The organism is Cohnella sp. GCM10012308 (assembly GCF_042649185.1).
Classification (GTDB): Bacteria; Bacillota; Bacilli; order Paenibacillales; family Paenibacillaceae; genus Cohnella.
In genome coordinates, this window is record NZ_JBHRYU010000042.1 from 15612 (window position 1) to 30818 (window position 15207).

Sequence of the window (15207 nt, forward strand, 5' to 3'; positions counted from 1 at the left end):
GCGTAAGGTGTATCGTGCCATCATCGTTGAAGACGAGAAACCCGTTCTGGAGCTGATGAAGGTGATCATCGGGCGGAACGGCAATTATGAGATCGTGGGGACGTTCGGCAGTCCGCTGGAGGCGTTGGAGCAGCTTCCGGGCCTCATGCCGGACGTCGCGTTCATCGACGTCGAGATGCCCAAGATGAACGGACTCGAGCTGGCTCAGCGAATCATGGACACTTCGAAGCGGACGGCCATCGTCTTTTCCACGGCTTACAAGCAATATGCACTGTCGGCGTTCGACGTGCAAGCGCTCGACTACGTGCTTAAGCCGGTCACGCCCGCTGCGATCGAGCGGGTGACAAGCCGGCTCCGGGAGAGGCTGCCGGCAGCCGCGCCTTCAGGCAAGCCGGACGCTCTGCCCATGATCCGCTGCCTGGGCGGCTTCGAGATCCGCAATTCGGCCGGCGCTCTGGTTCGCTGCCCGACGCGCAAGGCGGAGGAGCTGCTTGCGTACCTGCTCTGCCACGCTGGAACGGACGTCTCCAAGTGGCAGCTGACGGAGCTGCTCTGGCCGGAGATGTCCGAGGAGCGGGCGATGCCCAACCTGCATACCGCGATTTACCTGCTGAAGAAGATGGTCAAAGAGAACGGCCTGCCGCTCGACATCCTGAAGACGACCGAAGGCTACACGCTGGAGGCGAACGGAGAGCCTTATGACCAATTGACGTACCGGATTTACGCTTCCTCCAACGCGAGCGGAACCTTGAGCCCGGAGCAAGCGGAGCAGCTTCGCGCGGCCTACCGGGGACCTCTGCTCGACGGAAAGCCCTATTTGTGGAAAATAGGGCAGGAGCAGGCGCTCGAGAAGCAGTATACGGGGATCGTTCGGCGTCTTGTGCGGGAGGATCTGGAGCAGCGCAATTGGGAAAGAGCGGTGAGCCGCCTCGAGGCGTATCTCTCGATCTATCCGGTCAGCGAAGAGATGAACGACAGCTTGGTCGAGCTGTATGCCAGCCTCGGCCGGACGGAGAAGGCGGCGCGGCAATATGCGAGCTTCGAGCAGAAGTATATGGAGGAGTTCGGCTGCCTTCCTGCTGCTGGCCGGAGCAAATAAGCGGTTATGGATTCGGCCGGGAGAAAAGCTAACGAGCGCCCTGGCTGAATAAAACCAAAGCAAGATCCCTTATTCCGCCCGGTCGCCGGAATAAGGGATCTTTGTGCTGCGCCGCTCAGCGCCTCCGGAACAGCTCGGGAAATGCCTCTCCCGCGAACAGATCGCCGTCGCGTCCGCCCAGCAAGCCCACGTTCATATGGCTGTCGCCGCGCGTGCCGGCTTTGTAACGCGTATCTCCCGTCATCAGATGGACGGCCAGCGAGCGGCGCGGCCGCGAGGTCGTGTTGGGACCGCTGCCGTGGATGGCGAGCGCGTGATGGAAGCTCACCTGGCCGGCCTTCATGGCCATCGGGACGGGCTCGAACGAGGCATCCGCAGGAAGGTCCATGCCCTGGCGCTGCTTTTCCATATCCTGCTCGAAGAAATCGTTCACGTTAAGCAAGCCCCATCGATGGCTTCGCGGAACGACCTGCATGCAGCCGTTGTCCGGATTGACGTCGTCGAAGGCGACCCAGGCGGTAATGAGCGTCGGCTCGGCTGCGCCCTGCCAATAGGCGTAATCCTGGTGCCAGCCCACGTTGCCGCCCGCCCTGCGGTCGGGATTGCCCGGCTTGAACAGCAGCTGGTCGTGCCACAGGCGAATGGCGTCGGCCCCCATTAGTAGGGCGGCGATCTCGCCGATGACGGGATCGGCAGCGAGCGCGCGAAGCTCCAGGTCGGCCCAGTGGGAATTGTCGGTCTTTCGCAGTCCGTTGCCCTGCTCGGGCTTCCAATAGCCGTCGTACGGCGCGCGTCCCGTTTCGAATTGGCCGGCAAAGACCCGCTCCATATGCTCGCGCAGCCGTTCCAGCCGAGCATCGTCGATGAGCTGCGGCGCGATCCAATACCCGTTCTGTTCGTAAAAAGCGATGTCTGCCTCCGTCGGCAGCAGGCGGTTCCGATCCGACATGTCCGATTCCTCCCGTTACAATGGTTGCCGCACGATTTCCTCGTGCGATGCCTTCATTCTAACGCGGGCGATCGATTGCCGGCTTTGTCCGGCTTCCACCGAAAGTTAACGTTTTTCGTCATTCGGAGAAGCATGCCGATAGGCGTAAGGCGAGATCCCCGTCTGACGCTTGAAAAACACGCTGAAGGCATGCAGCGACGAGAAGCCTAATTTCTCCGCGATCGACGTGATCGTCTCGCTCGTCTCCGCCAGCCAATATTTGGCGCGGTCGGTACACAGCATTCGGATGTACTTCCCGAGCGGTATGCCGAAGGCGCGCTTGAATTCACGCTCCAGATGCGTCCGGCTGAGATGCTGTCTCTTGGCCAGGTCCGTCGCGTTGAAGTCCATGCTTGCATGCTCGTGAAGGTATTGAAGCAGCTCCTTCATCGCCGGAGCGAGCGGACCGTCTCCCGGATCGCCGTCCGGCAGGGCCGCCGCGCGATAAAGGCGGATGACGCGAATAAGCAGCTGCTGGAACAGGCTTTCCGCCATCAGCGCGGAATGCGGTCCGGGCTCTTCGATCTCGGCGAAGACGGCGTCGAACAACCGCTTCACCTCGCCGCTGGCGTCTCTTGCCGTGCGGGCCCGCCCGAGCCGGTAGAAATCCGTTTCGAGCTTCTGCCTGTACGCGAGCCGGAACCCGGTGTAGTACAACCGATAAGACTCCCCGAGAGAAGCGCCCTGATGTCCTTCTCCCGGCTTCGTCAAAAACAAGTCGCCTTCGCGAACACGATACAAATCCCCGTAGATGGAGAACCAGCCTTGGCCTTCATCTACGTAGCACAGCTCGAAGTGTTCGTGCGTATGCCTGTCCACCTGCCAGGTGCTCAGCATCTGGATGCCGATGTACGAGAGGTTGTCGAAATCGTGCCGAAAAGGCAGTTCCTCCCGCCGCTCCGAACAACTCTTGCAGCCATGGCTGGAGGCGGGAGGCGTTGTCGGATGTAGGGTCATCCCGATCCCCTCCTTGCATCGTGAGGTTCAGCTGTTCAATTATAGGCCCCGGTCAGTCGGACGAGCAACAGAGAATCTTCGCGTTAACGGACAGAGAAGGCGTTATCCGGCACGTCAACTGCGCTAAGATCGTCAGGAAAAGTTTATGATCGACTCGTCGCCGCGAAGGGCATCGATGAGGTACGCTAGTGTTGAAAATATTACAATATTAACCACTTGAGGAGGTAATGATGAAAAAAGTAAAGCTAGGCAAGTTGTTGCTGTCCGGAGCGATGCTGGCATCGGTCTTGTTCGGCTTCACGTCGGCCTCGTCGGCCGCGGATCCCGTCGTTATGTCGGGCAACCCGATTATTACGAGCGTATTTACCGCGGATCCTTCCGCCCATGTGTGGAGCGACGGCCGAATCTACCTGTATCCGTCGCATGATATTTTCCCGTCCCGGGGCAGCGATCTCATGGACAAGTATCACGTCTACTCGTCGGACAACATGGTTGACTGGGTGGACGAGGGAGAGATTCTTAGCGCGGACGACGTGCCGTGGGGACGGCCGGAGGGCGGCTTCATGTGGGCGCCGGACGCGGCGTACAAGAACGGGACGTATTACTTCTACTTCCCGCACCCGAGCGACACGAATTGGAACAGCTCATGGAAGATCGGCGTCGCGACCAGCAGCCAGCCCGATTCCGGCTTCACCGTGCAAGGCTATATACCGGGGCTGCCGGGCAGCAACATGATCGATCCGAACGTGTTCCGCGACGACGACGGCACCTACTACTTGTATGCCGGCGGCGGCGGGGTCAGCTATGGGGCGAAGCTCGGGGCCGACATGATGTCGATCGACGGCCCGATCGCGCAGTTCACCGAGCTTCAGGATTATCACGAGGCGCCGTGGGTATTCAAAAAGGACGGCCTGTACTACATGACTTACGCCGACGGCAATCCGGGCGCGAACCGGATGCGTTACGCGACGAGCGCGAATCCGCTCGGCCCGTGGACGAACCGCGGCGTTTTGCTGGATCCGGTTGCGGGCAGCGAGACGACGCATGGCTCGGTCGTGGCGTACAAAGGCAATTGGTACTTGTTCTATCATACCGCCAAGGTCTCGAACAACGGCACGCTGCGCAGCACGAGCGTGGACCGGCTGTACTTCAACGCCGACGGCACGATCCAGAAGGTCGTGCAGACGGAGGGCGGCGTGCCGGCGGTCGGACCGCGTTCGACGGCGACGGAAGTCAAGTACTACGATATCGTTAACGCGAACTATGGCGAGTATACCCAGAAGACGGACTACGCGATGACCGCGGGCAATGTGACCTTCGGGGGCGGAGCGACGCGGACGGGCAGCACGATCGAGAATTTACATTTGTCGGGGGCTTATATTCAACTTGGCGGCATTAACGGAGGTGCGAGCGGAGGCAAGGCGCTGTTGACGGTGGAGTATGCGTCGGCCGACGGAGGGCCGGCCTTCAAAGTCGACGCCAGCGGAGATCCGTACGGCGACGGCTACTATCTAGGTATGGCCAATACGGGTGGCTGGGGCAATTATACCGGCGTCGCGAAGCGGCTCATCGACCTTAATCCGGGCGCGAACAACGTGGTGAAGCTGACCGGGGGCATGGGCGGGGTCAACGTATCAAAAGTGAGCATTTCGCTGAAATCGTCTGTCCCGCAGACGGTGACGGAATATCCGGTGACCGGCAGCAATGTGACTGCAGGAGGCGGGGCGACGAAGAGCGGCTCCAGCATCGAGAACATGCACCTTTCGGGCGCGTACTTCCAGGTGTCCGGCGTGAACGGCGGGACGGGGGGCACTGCGCAAGTGACCGTCGTCTACGGCTCCGCTGACGCTATGTCGACGTTTGGCGTGGCGATCGGCAGCAACGCGTATTCAATGACATTGCCGGGAACCGGCGGCTGGAGCACTTACACCGGCAGCGTCAGCAAGCAAGTCGTACTCGCCGCCGGGACGAACAACGTCATCCGGTTCAACGGCGGCGCGGGCGGGGCGAACATGACGAAAGTGATCGTTACTTTGAATTCGTAAACGGCATAAATCGTATGTTGGGGATTTTGCGTATATATGCCTATTACTAAAAAGGGTCCCGACGGTCTTAATCATCGGGACCCTTTTTAACTTCTTCATCCAACCGAGCAGCAGACGGATGCCTGCGTGTCCAGAACCGTGCCGATAAACTTGGCGATATCCTGATGGTACGGATGCGCAAGGTATGCATCCATATCCTCCAGGGAGGCAAACTTGGTGATCAGGATCAAATCGTATCCTGAAGGGTCAGGGCGAACATTCACTTCTGCCTGTACGTCGAGAAGCGTATCGATGTTCCCTTTCATGCCGAGCAGAGTCGTTCGAACGTGATTGATATGGGCCGGGCTCCGTTCCTTCAGCTTCAGCATCAAGTGATTGACTATCATTCTTTAGTCAGCTGTATCGCCAGCTGCTTGATCTGATGGTCGCGGATCTGAAAATGGAAATCCAGATAGAGAGGATCCGGGAGGCCCGTTTTGTCGAAGTCGCCGTCGACCTTAAAAACCACCATGGTTTCAGCCTCGTGTTGCGTATATTTTTGCGGGTCAAGCGTTACATTTGCGCCAAAATGATGCGCGTCGCTCCATTTTTTAATAGCGTCTTTGCCTACCCATGTCTTGCCTTCGTCGCGGACCATGGCATCCTCCGAAAAACAGTCGACATAAGCCTCCGGATCGGGTTTATTGGAAGCGGCTATAAACGCTTGAATGACTTGCGGAAGCGGATTGAGTTCCATAGGATCGACTCCTTTATTTTTTGTTAAATCGTGCGAATGGTCCCGCCGTCGATGATATATTCGCAGCCCGTGATATAAGAGGCTCTGCCTGACGCAAGGAAAGCGGCAAGCTCGGCAATCTCCTCAGGCTTGGCGGGCCGGCCGAGCGGAATGCCGCCAAGCTCGTCCATGAGCTGCCGTCGCGCAGCCAGATAGTCGGTTCCGGCTTGTTCGGCCATTCTATCGATTAATCGCTCCGCAGCTTCCGTTTCGGTAAATCCCGGCGCTAATGCATTAATCCTTATCCCTTTAGGGCCGAACTGGGTCGCGATGTTCTTGCTGTAGTTAACGAGCGCAGCTTTGGCGGCGGAATAAGGCATGGTCATTTTACCCGGCAATGAGCGCTGAATAGAGGAAATATGGACAATGACGCCGTGTTCCTGTTCAACCATGTAAGGCAGAAATTCACGGTCAAGACGGACAGCTGAGAACAGATTGGCATTAAACGTCGTCTGCCAGTCCTCATCCGTTAACGCCAAAGCCCCCGCCGTGCTGGTCGAGGAGCCTCCCACGTTGTTAATCAAAATATCCAGACCGCCGAACGCTCGAAGCGTTTCCCGGACCAGATGATCCACGCCTTCCGGAAGGCTGACATCGGCCTGAATAAAGCCTGTCCCCTCCGGTATCGCTTCGGGCAGCGACCTTGCCGCTGCGATCACTTCGGCTCCTCCTGCCTGCAGGCGTTGGACGATCGCCTTGCCGATGCCTCGGGTTCCGCCGGTCACCAGGGCGCGTTGACCTGCAAATTCTTTGCGCATATCCAACGAGTACGGGCTGTTTTCTTTCACTCTGCTGAATCCTCCTTCGTATCTGGGTACAAGGATAGTTTAATCAGCAAAACCTGACAGCATCGTGTCCAGTTATCTAGAATATTTTTTAAACATGCTTTCGGTTTGTCTTTTGATTTCCATCCTGACAGACGCCGGTTCGATGACTTCCAGCAAGTCTCCGAAGGAAAGCAGGTATTGAAAAAGCCATTCGCCGGGAGGCAGATCCGCAGTGACCAGGAAGGAGCCGTCTTCTTGCTTCGAGATGTCCTCTTCCTTAAACTCATCCACGATGCGATAGGCTCCCGCCGGCTCTACTCTTAATACCAAAGCGATCCTCGGCGGTTTATCGGTCGGAACTTCCGTTCCCGCGGCCTCCACCTTGCTCTGCTGCAGTTTTTGAAGCTCAACCCCATCATCATGCTCAAATCGAACATTCAACATCCGGGTAATCTTAAAGGTTCTTAAAGCATTTTGCTCGAGGCTATGGGTCTCGACGTACCAGGCTCTATCCTTAAAAAGGAGTTTTAATGGCGCGGCTCTCCGGTTTTTGCGTTCTCCGGCCGCGCTTATGTAGGTAAACGAAATGACTTTATGCTCCAAAATGGCCTGTTTCAGCAGGGCATACAGCTCCTTTTGCTTTTGCCCGCTTCCCCAGGAGGAGAAATCCACCTCGATCCAGTTGGTGCTGCTCTTCCTGAACAAGCTGCTCAGCTTCGAGAACACCTCGTCCGAATCTGGAAATTGGGCTGCGGACCAACTTTGTAAGGCGAAGAGGATCTCATCCTGCTCTTTGTCCGAGAGCAAGGATTTGTTCAGGACAAAACGGTCGGCAAGGGAAATGCCGCCTCCTTTTCCTTGACTGGCGTAGATGGGAACGCCGGCCTGGCTTAAAGCCTCGACATCCCTGTAAATCGTTCTGACGGACACCTCGAACCGCTCGGCCAGCTCCGGTGCGGTAACGGTTCCTCTTTCTAATAAAATATAAATCACTTGAAATAGTCTGCTGACTTGCATCCGCCCCACCTCCAAGTTCCAGTATATCCTTTGAAACTAGACAATAGGATGTCAGGTATGAAGGCTGGATCACCGCGGAGCTGGACAGCTATGTCGACCCGTTGGATCTTGGCTTCAAGACAAGTCAGCACTTTGCGACCGTGTTCAGACGATATACCGGTGTCAGTCCGAGAAGCTGGAGACGGCAAAGGGCTGAACATCAGATCGTCATCGAACAGGTCCGCAAGACTGACCTTCCACCAGACGAACCTCCAGCAGCTCGGCAAGGTTAATGGGTTCTTCATTTAAAATATGGCGTGCCATATGCTGGGCCGCAATATCCCCCAACTTTTCGAACTGGGTATCGACATACGTTAATTTGAACGGCAAAATAAGTCCCCAGCCGTTTTGTACGCCGCTGATGATGGATAAATCTTCGGGTATGCGAAGATTTAATTCGTCGGCGGCTTTTTTGACGCCGACCGCCAATAGATCGTCCGCGGTGAAGATCGCCGTAGGGCGACGTTCCGACCGCAGAAGCTTCAGGGCCTCGGTATAGCCGCATTCCAGCGTCAGATTGGTCTCCGATTCCATGATCTCAAGTGCCGGAATAGATCGGGATATGGCGTTTGCACCCTCCCGGAGGTCAATGGAAAGCGTCATATTGGATGGACCATTCAGAAATCCGATCCTTCGATGCCCGAATTTTACTAAATGTTCGATCGCGATTGTGCCGGCTTTAACGTTATCAACGTCCACATAGGGAATTTGCGCGGTTAAGATGCCCGGCCGGCCGACGATGATGAACGGAACCTTCTCCGACCAAAGATAGATCAATTCTTCATTGCTGACGGAAGGACAAGTTAAAATCAGACCTCCGAACTGCCGTTCTTTGAACAACTTCACGAACAACCGGCTCGATTCCTCTCGCGACAAGGACGTAAACATCTGCATGATCAAATTGTTCTGGGAACAAAACTGGCAAATGGCGGCCGAAAGGGTGGAGAAAAACAGGCTTTGTTTGACCTGATCGCTCGAGAACGGCATAAAGAGGCCGATTGATCGCACTTTGTTGTTGACCAGAAGACGAGCGGTGATGTTGGGATGATAATCGAGCACATCGATGGCGCGTTGGACTTTGTCCAACGTTTTTTTGCTGACCAGTTCAGGCGTGTTAATCGTTCTGGATACCGTTTGCGCCGAAACGCCGGCCAGTTTGGCAACGTCGGTAATCGTACTCGCCATTTGCGAAAGACCCCAATCTATATTTGGTATCGTTAACATTTCTGTTTAAGCTTGTCGCTTTTCTGTATTAAGCTTACGACTTATGGCACGAAAACACAAGTATATGGGATTTATTCATGTGTATATAAGTTGCGCAGAGGATGTTGACAACGCTTTCTCCGGTTGCTATGATCAATCCGAGTGTTAACGTTAACATTTTGACAAAGCGAAAAGGGGAGGCAGACGAACGCATCAGAATTTTTGATCAGTACCCTGCCAGGTTCCAGAAACAAAGCTTAACAAGAGACATTATTCATAAGGGGATGACAGCCAATGAAAACGTTCGGTACGGTCTGTTTGACTTCTGCGCTGATCGTGACGACTTTGTCCGCATGCAGCGGCAACTCCGATTCAAACGAATCTCCGGCTCCGTCGGGGACTTCCGCTTCTTCCGCCGGCTCGACAGCCTCGGCGCCTGCCGCATCCAAAAAGCCCGTTGCTTTTACCGTCGTTCATAACCAAGGGGAATACGCTTGGCCATCCTACGATAAAATCGTAGCCGGTTACAATGAAAAATCCGGCAATAAAGCCGCCTTGAAGTATATTCCGGCGCAGGAATCGGAGAGCTGGTTACAGGCGCAATTCATCGCCCGTTCCGAGCCTGAGGTTGTAAGCGGTACCTCGAAGTTTGCGGACGCCTACAAGAACGGTTGGATTGTCGACCTGCTGCCTTACTTGGACGAGGTCAGCCCCTATACGAACAAGCCGTGGAAAGAATCGTTTCTCCCCGGGTTGATCGAATCGGCGATTGATAAGACCGATGCGAACAATCCCCATTTATTCGGCATTCCGACGCAGGTCGTCACGGTAAACTTGTATTACAACAAAGATATTTTTAACGAAATCGGCGTTACGCAGCCGCCGGCTACCATTTCGGAATTCCTTGAAGTCGCGCAGAAAGCAAAGGATGCGGGCTACATCCCGTTCAGCATCCAAAACTCCATGGATTGGAACCTGGGTTGGCTGGCTTCCGACGTATTCGGCTACTTGTGGAAATCGCGCTTGGCCGAGCTGGATACGAACGGTTCTGGCAAAGTGGAGCCGAAGGAATGGGCCGAAGCCGTCCTTGCGGACAAGGTGACGAAGGACAGCCCGGAACTGAGAGAATACTTGCGGCTGATGAACGACTTGAAACCTTTCTTTAACGAAGGCTTCAACAGTGCCAGCTGGGAGTTCGAAGGGATCTTCAACGACGGAAAATCCGCGATGGTGCTTAACGGCAGCTGGTATCCGAATCAGCATCAGCAAGGCGGCTATCCCGTCAATTACGGCGTAGCGCCGATGCCTTATCTGGACACGGCTTATTCGAAGTTCGGTCAAGATGTCCGCTATAAATACAAGATCGGTTCGACGCCGAGCTTTGCCGTCAGCCGAAATGCCAAAGACAATAAGGCGGACGGCGCGTCTGTCGAATTCTTGCAATACTTGACTGCCCCCGACGGAGGCGCCAAGGTACTCGCCGAGGATCTTAACCTCATTCCGGTCGTATCGGGCGTTGAAGTTCCCGACATTTTAAAGCCGATCATGGCGTCCTTTGGCAATGACGAGAACATGGGCTTCCATGCCAACGAATTCACGCCGGAGCAAAAAGACAGATGGCTCAAAAAGCAGCAGGACTTTTTGGCGGGCAAGGCGACGGCGGATGAGTTTTTGGCGGACTTCGGAAAAGACTTGAAGAAGTTCGCGAAAGAAGCCGTCAAAAATCATCCGGAATGGAACGCCGAACAGTAGTATTTTGAACTTGGGATCGAATCCGGCGCGATGGGCAGATGCAGCGTATGCCCATCGCGCCGGATTCGGCCGGGGAGGCAATCATGAGCAAGACGATGCGCTATATGTGGCTTTACGTTTGTTTAGTTCCTACCTTTTTCTTTGTCGGCGTGTTCCTGTTATACCCGTCTATAGAAGCTTTCAGAATGTCCTTTCTGGACTGGAACATGACCAATTATTTGAATCCGACATTCGCCGGCTTGGACAATTATGCGCAATTGCTGCAGGATCCCATCTTCCGGCGCAGCTTTATGATTTTGCTGGCTTTTCTTTTGTGGAACATCATCATCTTGCAAGGCGCATCCATTTTAGGAGCGTACCTGATCAATTATTTGGGCAATACCGGCTTGGCCGGATTTTTTAAAGTCTCTTTTACGATTCCGATGGTGCTCCCGGGCATGGTCACGACGATGTTTTGGTTGTTCTTCTACGAACCTGGAAACGGAATGCTGAATCATACGCTCGGCCTGCTAGGTTTGGAAAGCTGGCAAAAAATATGGCTGGGCGATAGCCAATTGACGGCGATGTTATCCATCATGATGAAGGGATTTCCGTGGGTAAGCGGACTGGGATTCCTCATCTATCTGGCCGGATTCCAAAATATCGACGAGTCGTTAAGGGAAGCTGCCAGGATCGACGGCGCCTCTGCATGGAAGATCTTCTGGACCGTGGATCTGCAATTGATCTTGCCGCAAATCAGATTGACAACCGTATTGGTATTGATCGGCGGAACGCAGCAGTTCGGCGATCAGTTGATCATGACCAAGGGCGGTCCGGGTTACGACACCATGGTTCCTGGACTGTACATGTTTAATAACGCATTTACTTACGGCAAGCTGGGAACCGGTTCGGCAATCGGCGTCATCTTATTCGTGATTACGCTCGGATTGACCTTGCTGAATATGAAGTTTATGCGGGAAAAGAGGTAACGCGGATGGCTCGCCAAAGGTTTGCGCGCATCATTGTCATTGTGTTCCTGTTCGCGCTGTTGTTTTTCACGCTGTTCCCCATGTATTTCATGCTCGTAACCGCGTTTAAAACGAACTATCAGTTATCGATCAACTATTTTGGTCTTCCCTTGACCCCGCATATGGAATTTATCGGCGACGCCGCATCTAAAATCGGTTTGTATTTGAAAAATTCCATTGTCGTGTCCGGGGGCACTGTCATTGGCGTTTTGGCGGTTTCCAGTCTTAGCGCTTATGTGTTTGCCCGCTTTGAATTTCCGCTAAAATCGGCTCTGTTTCTGGTATTGTTGTCTTTCTTGATGATACCGGGCATCTTGACGCTGATTCCGCAGTTCGTGCTGGTCACGAATTTAAATTTGATTAATAGCCCTTGGGCGGCCATTCTTCCTTATATCGCCAGCGGACAGCTGGTCGTCATTTTTGTATTCCGCACCTTCTTCGAAGAAATCCCCAGAGAGCTTACGGAGAGCATTCGAATGGACGGGGGCGGCGAACCGGTTGTCTTTTTTCGGCTGGTGCTGCCGCTTGCGTTTCCGATCTTTCTATCGATGGGTCTAGTGAATATTTTGTCTACATGGAACGATTTCATATGGCCGCTGCTGGTCCTGTCCGATCAAGCCAAGTTAACTGTCACTGTAGGCTTGTACCGGTTCATGGATCCCCAACAAATCATTTACGGCTCGATGTTCTCCGGGATGACACTCGCCTCGATTCCGTTGATGGTATTGTTCGCCTTCACCATGAAATATTTTGTACAAGGCATGACGTCCGGTGCGGTAAAAGCATAAGAAGCAGGAGGAAAGACCGTTTATATGAGCGCATACAAATCGATTCACGTCGTTGCCCATACCCACTGGGACAGGGAGTGGTATTTGCCGTTCGAAGCTTTTCGGTTTCGGCTTGTCGGCCTGATTGACCGTTTGCTGCGCACGATGGACGAGGACAAGGCCTATCGTTTTCATCTCGACGGCCAAGTTATCGCTTTGGAGGATTACCTTGAAATCAGGCCGGAGCGTCGGGCGGATCTTGAGCGGCTTATTCGGGAGGGCCGATTGACGATTGGGCCGTGGTACGTGCTCGTGGACGAATTTCTCGTCAGCGGGGAATCCATGATTCGCAATCTGGAGGAAGGCAGGCGAATCGGCTCGTCATTCGGACCGATGCTGGAGGTCGGCTACTTGCCGGATACCTTCGGCCACATTGCTCAAATGCCTCAGCTGTTGAAGGAATACGGGTTTGAGTACGCGCTGATCTGGCGCGGCTTGAACGGAACGCCAGAACAAGCGCCTGCCGAATTCGAGTGGGAGAGCCCGAGCGGCCACCGGGTCAAGACGGTACACCTGTCATACATGTACGGTTATACGAGTGCCATGAGCCTGCCCGTCGATCAGGAGCAAGCCGAGGACCGGCTTCGCGAGTTGATCGGCCATATCGGTCCGCATGCCAAGAGCGGTCACGTGCTGTTGATGAACGGCTTCGATCATATGGAACCCCAGCGGCATATTTCAGCCATGATCGACCAATGGAACGCCAAGCCGCAGGAAGCTCCGATGAAATTCTCTTCCATAACAAGCTACGTTCAAGACTGCTTTGGCGAACTGCCGGAGGTTCCTGTGCTGGGCGGAGAATTCAGGCGTACGAGCCATACCCCGGGGGGCGTTATCAACACGATCCTGCCGAACGTGCTATCGGCGAGAGTGTATCTCAAACAGCAGAACGCAACCGCGCAAAATTTGCTGGAACGGCTGGCTGAACCGCTGGAGGCATTGGCGCTCGCGACCGGAGCCGGACATCATCCGGCCTTTGTCCGGCAAGCCTGGAAATACGTTTTGCAGAATCATCCCCATGACAGCATCTGCGGCTGCAGCATCGACGATGTGCATGAGGAAATGGAGACGCGCAACCGCAAAGCCGGTCAGATCGGCGAACAGCTGGTCACGGAGGCGCTTGCGCGGATGTCCGACAAAGTCGACCTGTCGTGGCTGCCGCCGGACAGCAAGCCGGTGCTGCTGTTCAATCCGCTGCCATGGCGCAGAGACGCGCTTGCCGAGATCGAACTGGACGCGGATGACATCGCGCTTTACAGGTCCGTCAAAGTGATGGACGAGGCCGGCGAAACGTACGAGGCGGAAATCGTCGGATACGAGAAGGTTTGCCCGATTGAAACGGATTCGTTGCGATATCCGCTGAGCAAGGGAGAGGTTTACAGACACAAGGTCCGTATTCTCGTCCGCCATTTGCCGCCGCTCGGCTATAAGACGATTGCCGCTCAATTAAGAAAGATACCGGAATTTGCGCATGTCCCGGCGAGGGCGGCTTCTAATTCGATTGAAAACGAGTTTGTCCGGATTACGGCAGAGCCTGACGGAACCTTGACCTGGGTCGATATGGAGACGGGAGCGTCCATGCGCGGTCTGCATCGCTTCGAGGACAGCGGCGACGTCGGCGACGAATATTCGTACTCCTGCCCGCTGCTGAACGAACACTTCACGTCCGCGACCGTCCGAAGCGTTCGCGTGTCGGGAGAAAGCCGCGGCTGGCAGCGGCTGACCGTATCCTACGAGCTGCTCGTGCCGCGCTCGGCGGAGCCGGATGACAGAAGGAGAAGCTCGGAATTGGTTGCCCTGGACATTCGGACGGAAGTGAAACTCTTGTCGCGCAGCCGCACGGCTTCGGTCCGGACGACAGTGGACAACCGGGCGCTTGACCATCGCTTGCGTCTGCTGTTCCCGATGAAGAAAGGGGTACGGCCGATTCAGGCCGGAGGCGCGTTCGATGTTTCCGAGCGGCCGGATCGCGTGCAGCAGCCTCCCGAAGACGTCTGGGTGGAAAATGAACCGACGAGCTTTCCTTTCCATCATTACGTGTTTGCCGACCATGACGACACAAGAACGATCGTCAACGCGCATGGACTGCATGAATACGAATGGGTGCCTTCCGACCGCGCGAACGATGAAGGGACATTGGCGATTACCTTGCTGCGGAGTGTCGCCTATCTCGGTGGCGGCGATCGCGGGATGGCGACGAGCAATCGTCCCGGACCCGGCTTGAAGACGCCGGGAGGACAAGTACAAAGGTTGCTGACCTTCCACTATGGTTTGACCGTCGATCGTCGCGATCGCGCGATCGCGCCCTGGCGTGTGGCGGATGAACAGGCCATCGCCGTTCAAAGTCGCGGTATCCCCGTTCCGGATGCTAGCGAGGCAGGATTAACCGGCCGCCATGGGGAAGAGGCCGCTCCGGCGCTGGCGGCATATCGACAAAGCGGACAGCGCGGTTGGCTGGAGCTCGACAATCCGCTCTTGCATGTCACCAGCTTCCGCCCGGCACCGGATGACCGGGACGGCATCGAGCTTCGGTTAGTCAACCTCGGAGAAACGGCGGCCGGCGGCTGCATCCGTGTCCGACTGCCGATTATCGGCGCTCGCGCAATCGGGCTGAACGGCGAAGTGCGCCGAGAGCTATCGTTGAAGACGGACGGTGCCGACCGACTTGTGACTGTAGAGCTGAAGCCGAAGGAAATTTTCACGATCCAATTCACGACAAAGGAATGAATCG

The 15207-nt window shown here is 55.4% G+C and carries 13 protein-coding genes; 6 read left to right on the forward strand and 7 right to left on the reverse strand.

Translation table 11 applies throughout. The features are described from left to right. Positions 1-7 precede the first annotated feature (7 nt). Positions 8-1099: a response regulator gene (locus ACFOTD_RS30595; RefSeq protein ID WP_378123728.1), complete on the forward strand. Its 1092-nt coding sequence runs from the start codon at positions 8-10 to the stop codon at positions 1097-1099. Positions 1100-1214: 115 nt separating this feature from the next. On the opposite strand, the gene ACFOTD_RS30600 is transcribed toward ACFOTD_RS30595, so the two are convergent. Both ACFOTD_RS30600 and ACFOTD_RS30605 read right to left on the reverse strand, forming a co-directional pair. Further along, positions 1215-2048: a phytanoyl-CoA dioxygenase family protein gene (locus tag ACFOTD_RS30600; protein ID WP_378123729.1), complete on the reverse strand. Its 834-nt coding sequence runs from the start codon at positions 2046-2048 to the stop codon at positions 1215-1217. A 105-nt stretch (positions 2049-2153) separates the two neighbouring features. Then, positions 2154-3044 (reverse strand): AraC family transcriptional regulator, encoded by an 891-nt coding sequence (locus ACFOTD_RS30605; RefSeq protein ID WP_378123730.1) that lies wholly within the window; start codon positions 3042-3044, stop codon positions 2154-2156. Between the two features lie 230 nt (positions 3045-3274). Here ACFOTD_RS30605 and ACFOTD_RS30610 point away from each other — a divergent pair, with 230 nt between their 5' ends. Continuing rightward, positions 3275-5089: a family 43 glycosylhydrolase gene (locus ACFOTD_RS30610; RefSeq protein ID WP_378123731.1), complete on the forward strand. Its 1815-nt coding sequence runs from the start codon at positions 3275-3277 to the stop codon at positions 5087-5089. Positions 5090-5184: 95 nt separating this feature from the next. On the opposite strand, the gene ACFOTD_RS30615 is transcribed toward ACFOTD_RS30610, so the two are convergent. From ACFOTD_RS30615 to ACFOTD_RS30635, 5 genes are all read right to left on the reverse strand, one after another. Then, positions 5185-5475 (reverse strand): Dabb family protein, encoded by a 291-nt coding sequence (locus ACFOTD_RS30615; protein ID WP_378123732.1) that lies wholly within the window; start codon positions 5473-5475, stop codon positions 5185-5187. Further along, entirely contained in the window at positions 5472-5825 is a 354-nt protein-coding gene (locus ACFOTD_RS30620; protein ID WP_378123733.1) for a nuclear transport factor 2 family protein, read from the reverse strand. The genes ACFOTD_RS30615 and ACFOTD_RS30620 overlap by 4 nt, the downstream gene beginning before the upstream one ends. A gap of 23 nt (positions 5826-5848) precedes the next feature. Then, positions 5849-6622, reverse strand: coding sequence for an SDR family oxidoreductase (locus ACFOTD_RS30625; protein WP_378123772.1), 774 nt, complete (start codon positions 6620-6622; stop codon positions 5849-5851). A 102-nt stretch (positions 6623-6724) separates the two neighbouring features. Continuing rightward, entirely contained in the window at positions 6725-7648 is a 924-nt protein-coding gene (locus ACFOTD_RS30630; RefSeq protein ID WP_378123734.1) for a helix-turn-helix transcriptional regulator, read from the reverse strand. Between the two features lie 207 nt (positions 7649-7855). Beyond that, complete coding sequence (locus tag ACFOTD_RS30635; protein WP_378123735.1) at positions 7856-8872, reverse strand: LacI family DNA-binding transcriptional regulator; 1017 nt, start codon at positions 8870-8872, stop codon at positions 7856-7858. 312 nt (positions 8873-9184) lie between these two features. On the opposite strand from ACFOTD_RS30635, the gene ACFOTD_RS30640 reads away from it, so the two are divergent. The 4 genes from ACFOTD_RS30640 (at position 9185) to ACFOTD_RS30655 (ending at position 15203) form a co-directional block, all read left to right on the forward strand. Further along, positions 9185-10642 carry an ABC transporter substrate-binding protein gene (locus tag ACFOTD_RS30640; protein ID WP_378123736.1) on the forward strand — a complete coding sequence of 486 codons (1458 nt, stop codon included), beginning with the start codon at positions 9185-9187 and terminating at the stop codon, positions 10640-10642. Positions 10643-10725: 83 nt separating this feature from the next. Then, positions 10726-11610, forward strand: coding sequence for a carbohydrate ABC transporter permease (locus ACFOTD_RS30645; RefSeq protein WP_378123737.1), 885 nt, complete (start codon positions 10726-10728; stop codon positions 11608-11610). A gap of 41 nt (positions 11611-11651) precedes the next feature. Continuing rightward, positions 11652-12437 (forward strand): carbohydrate ABC transporter permease, encoded by a 786-nt coding sequence (locus ACFOTD_RS30650; protein WP_378123738.1) that lies wholly within the window; start codon positions 11652-11654, stop codon positions 12435-12437. Positions 12438-12461: 24 nt separating this feature from the next. Beyond that, positions 12462-15203, forward strand: a complete 2742-nt coding sequence (locus tag ACFOTD_RS30655) for an alpha-mannosidase (protein ID WP_378123739.1) — start codon at positions 12462-12464, stop codon at positions 15201-15203. Positions 15204-15207: the final 4 nt, after the last annotated feature.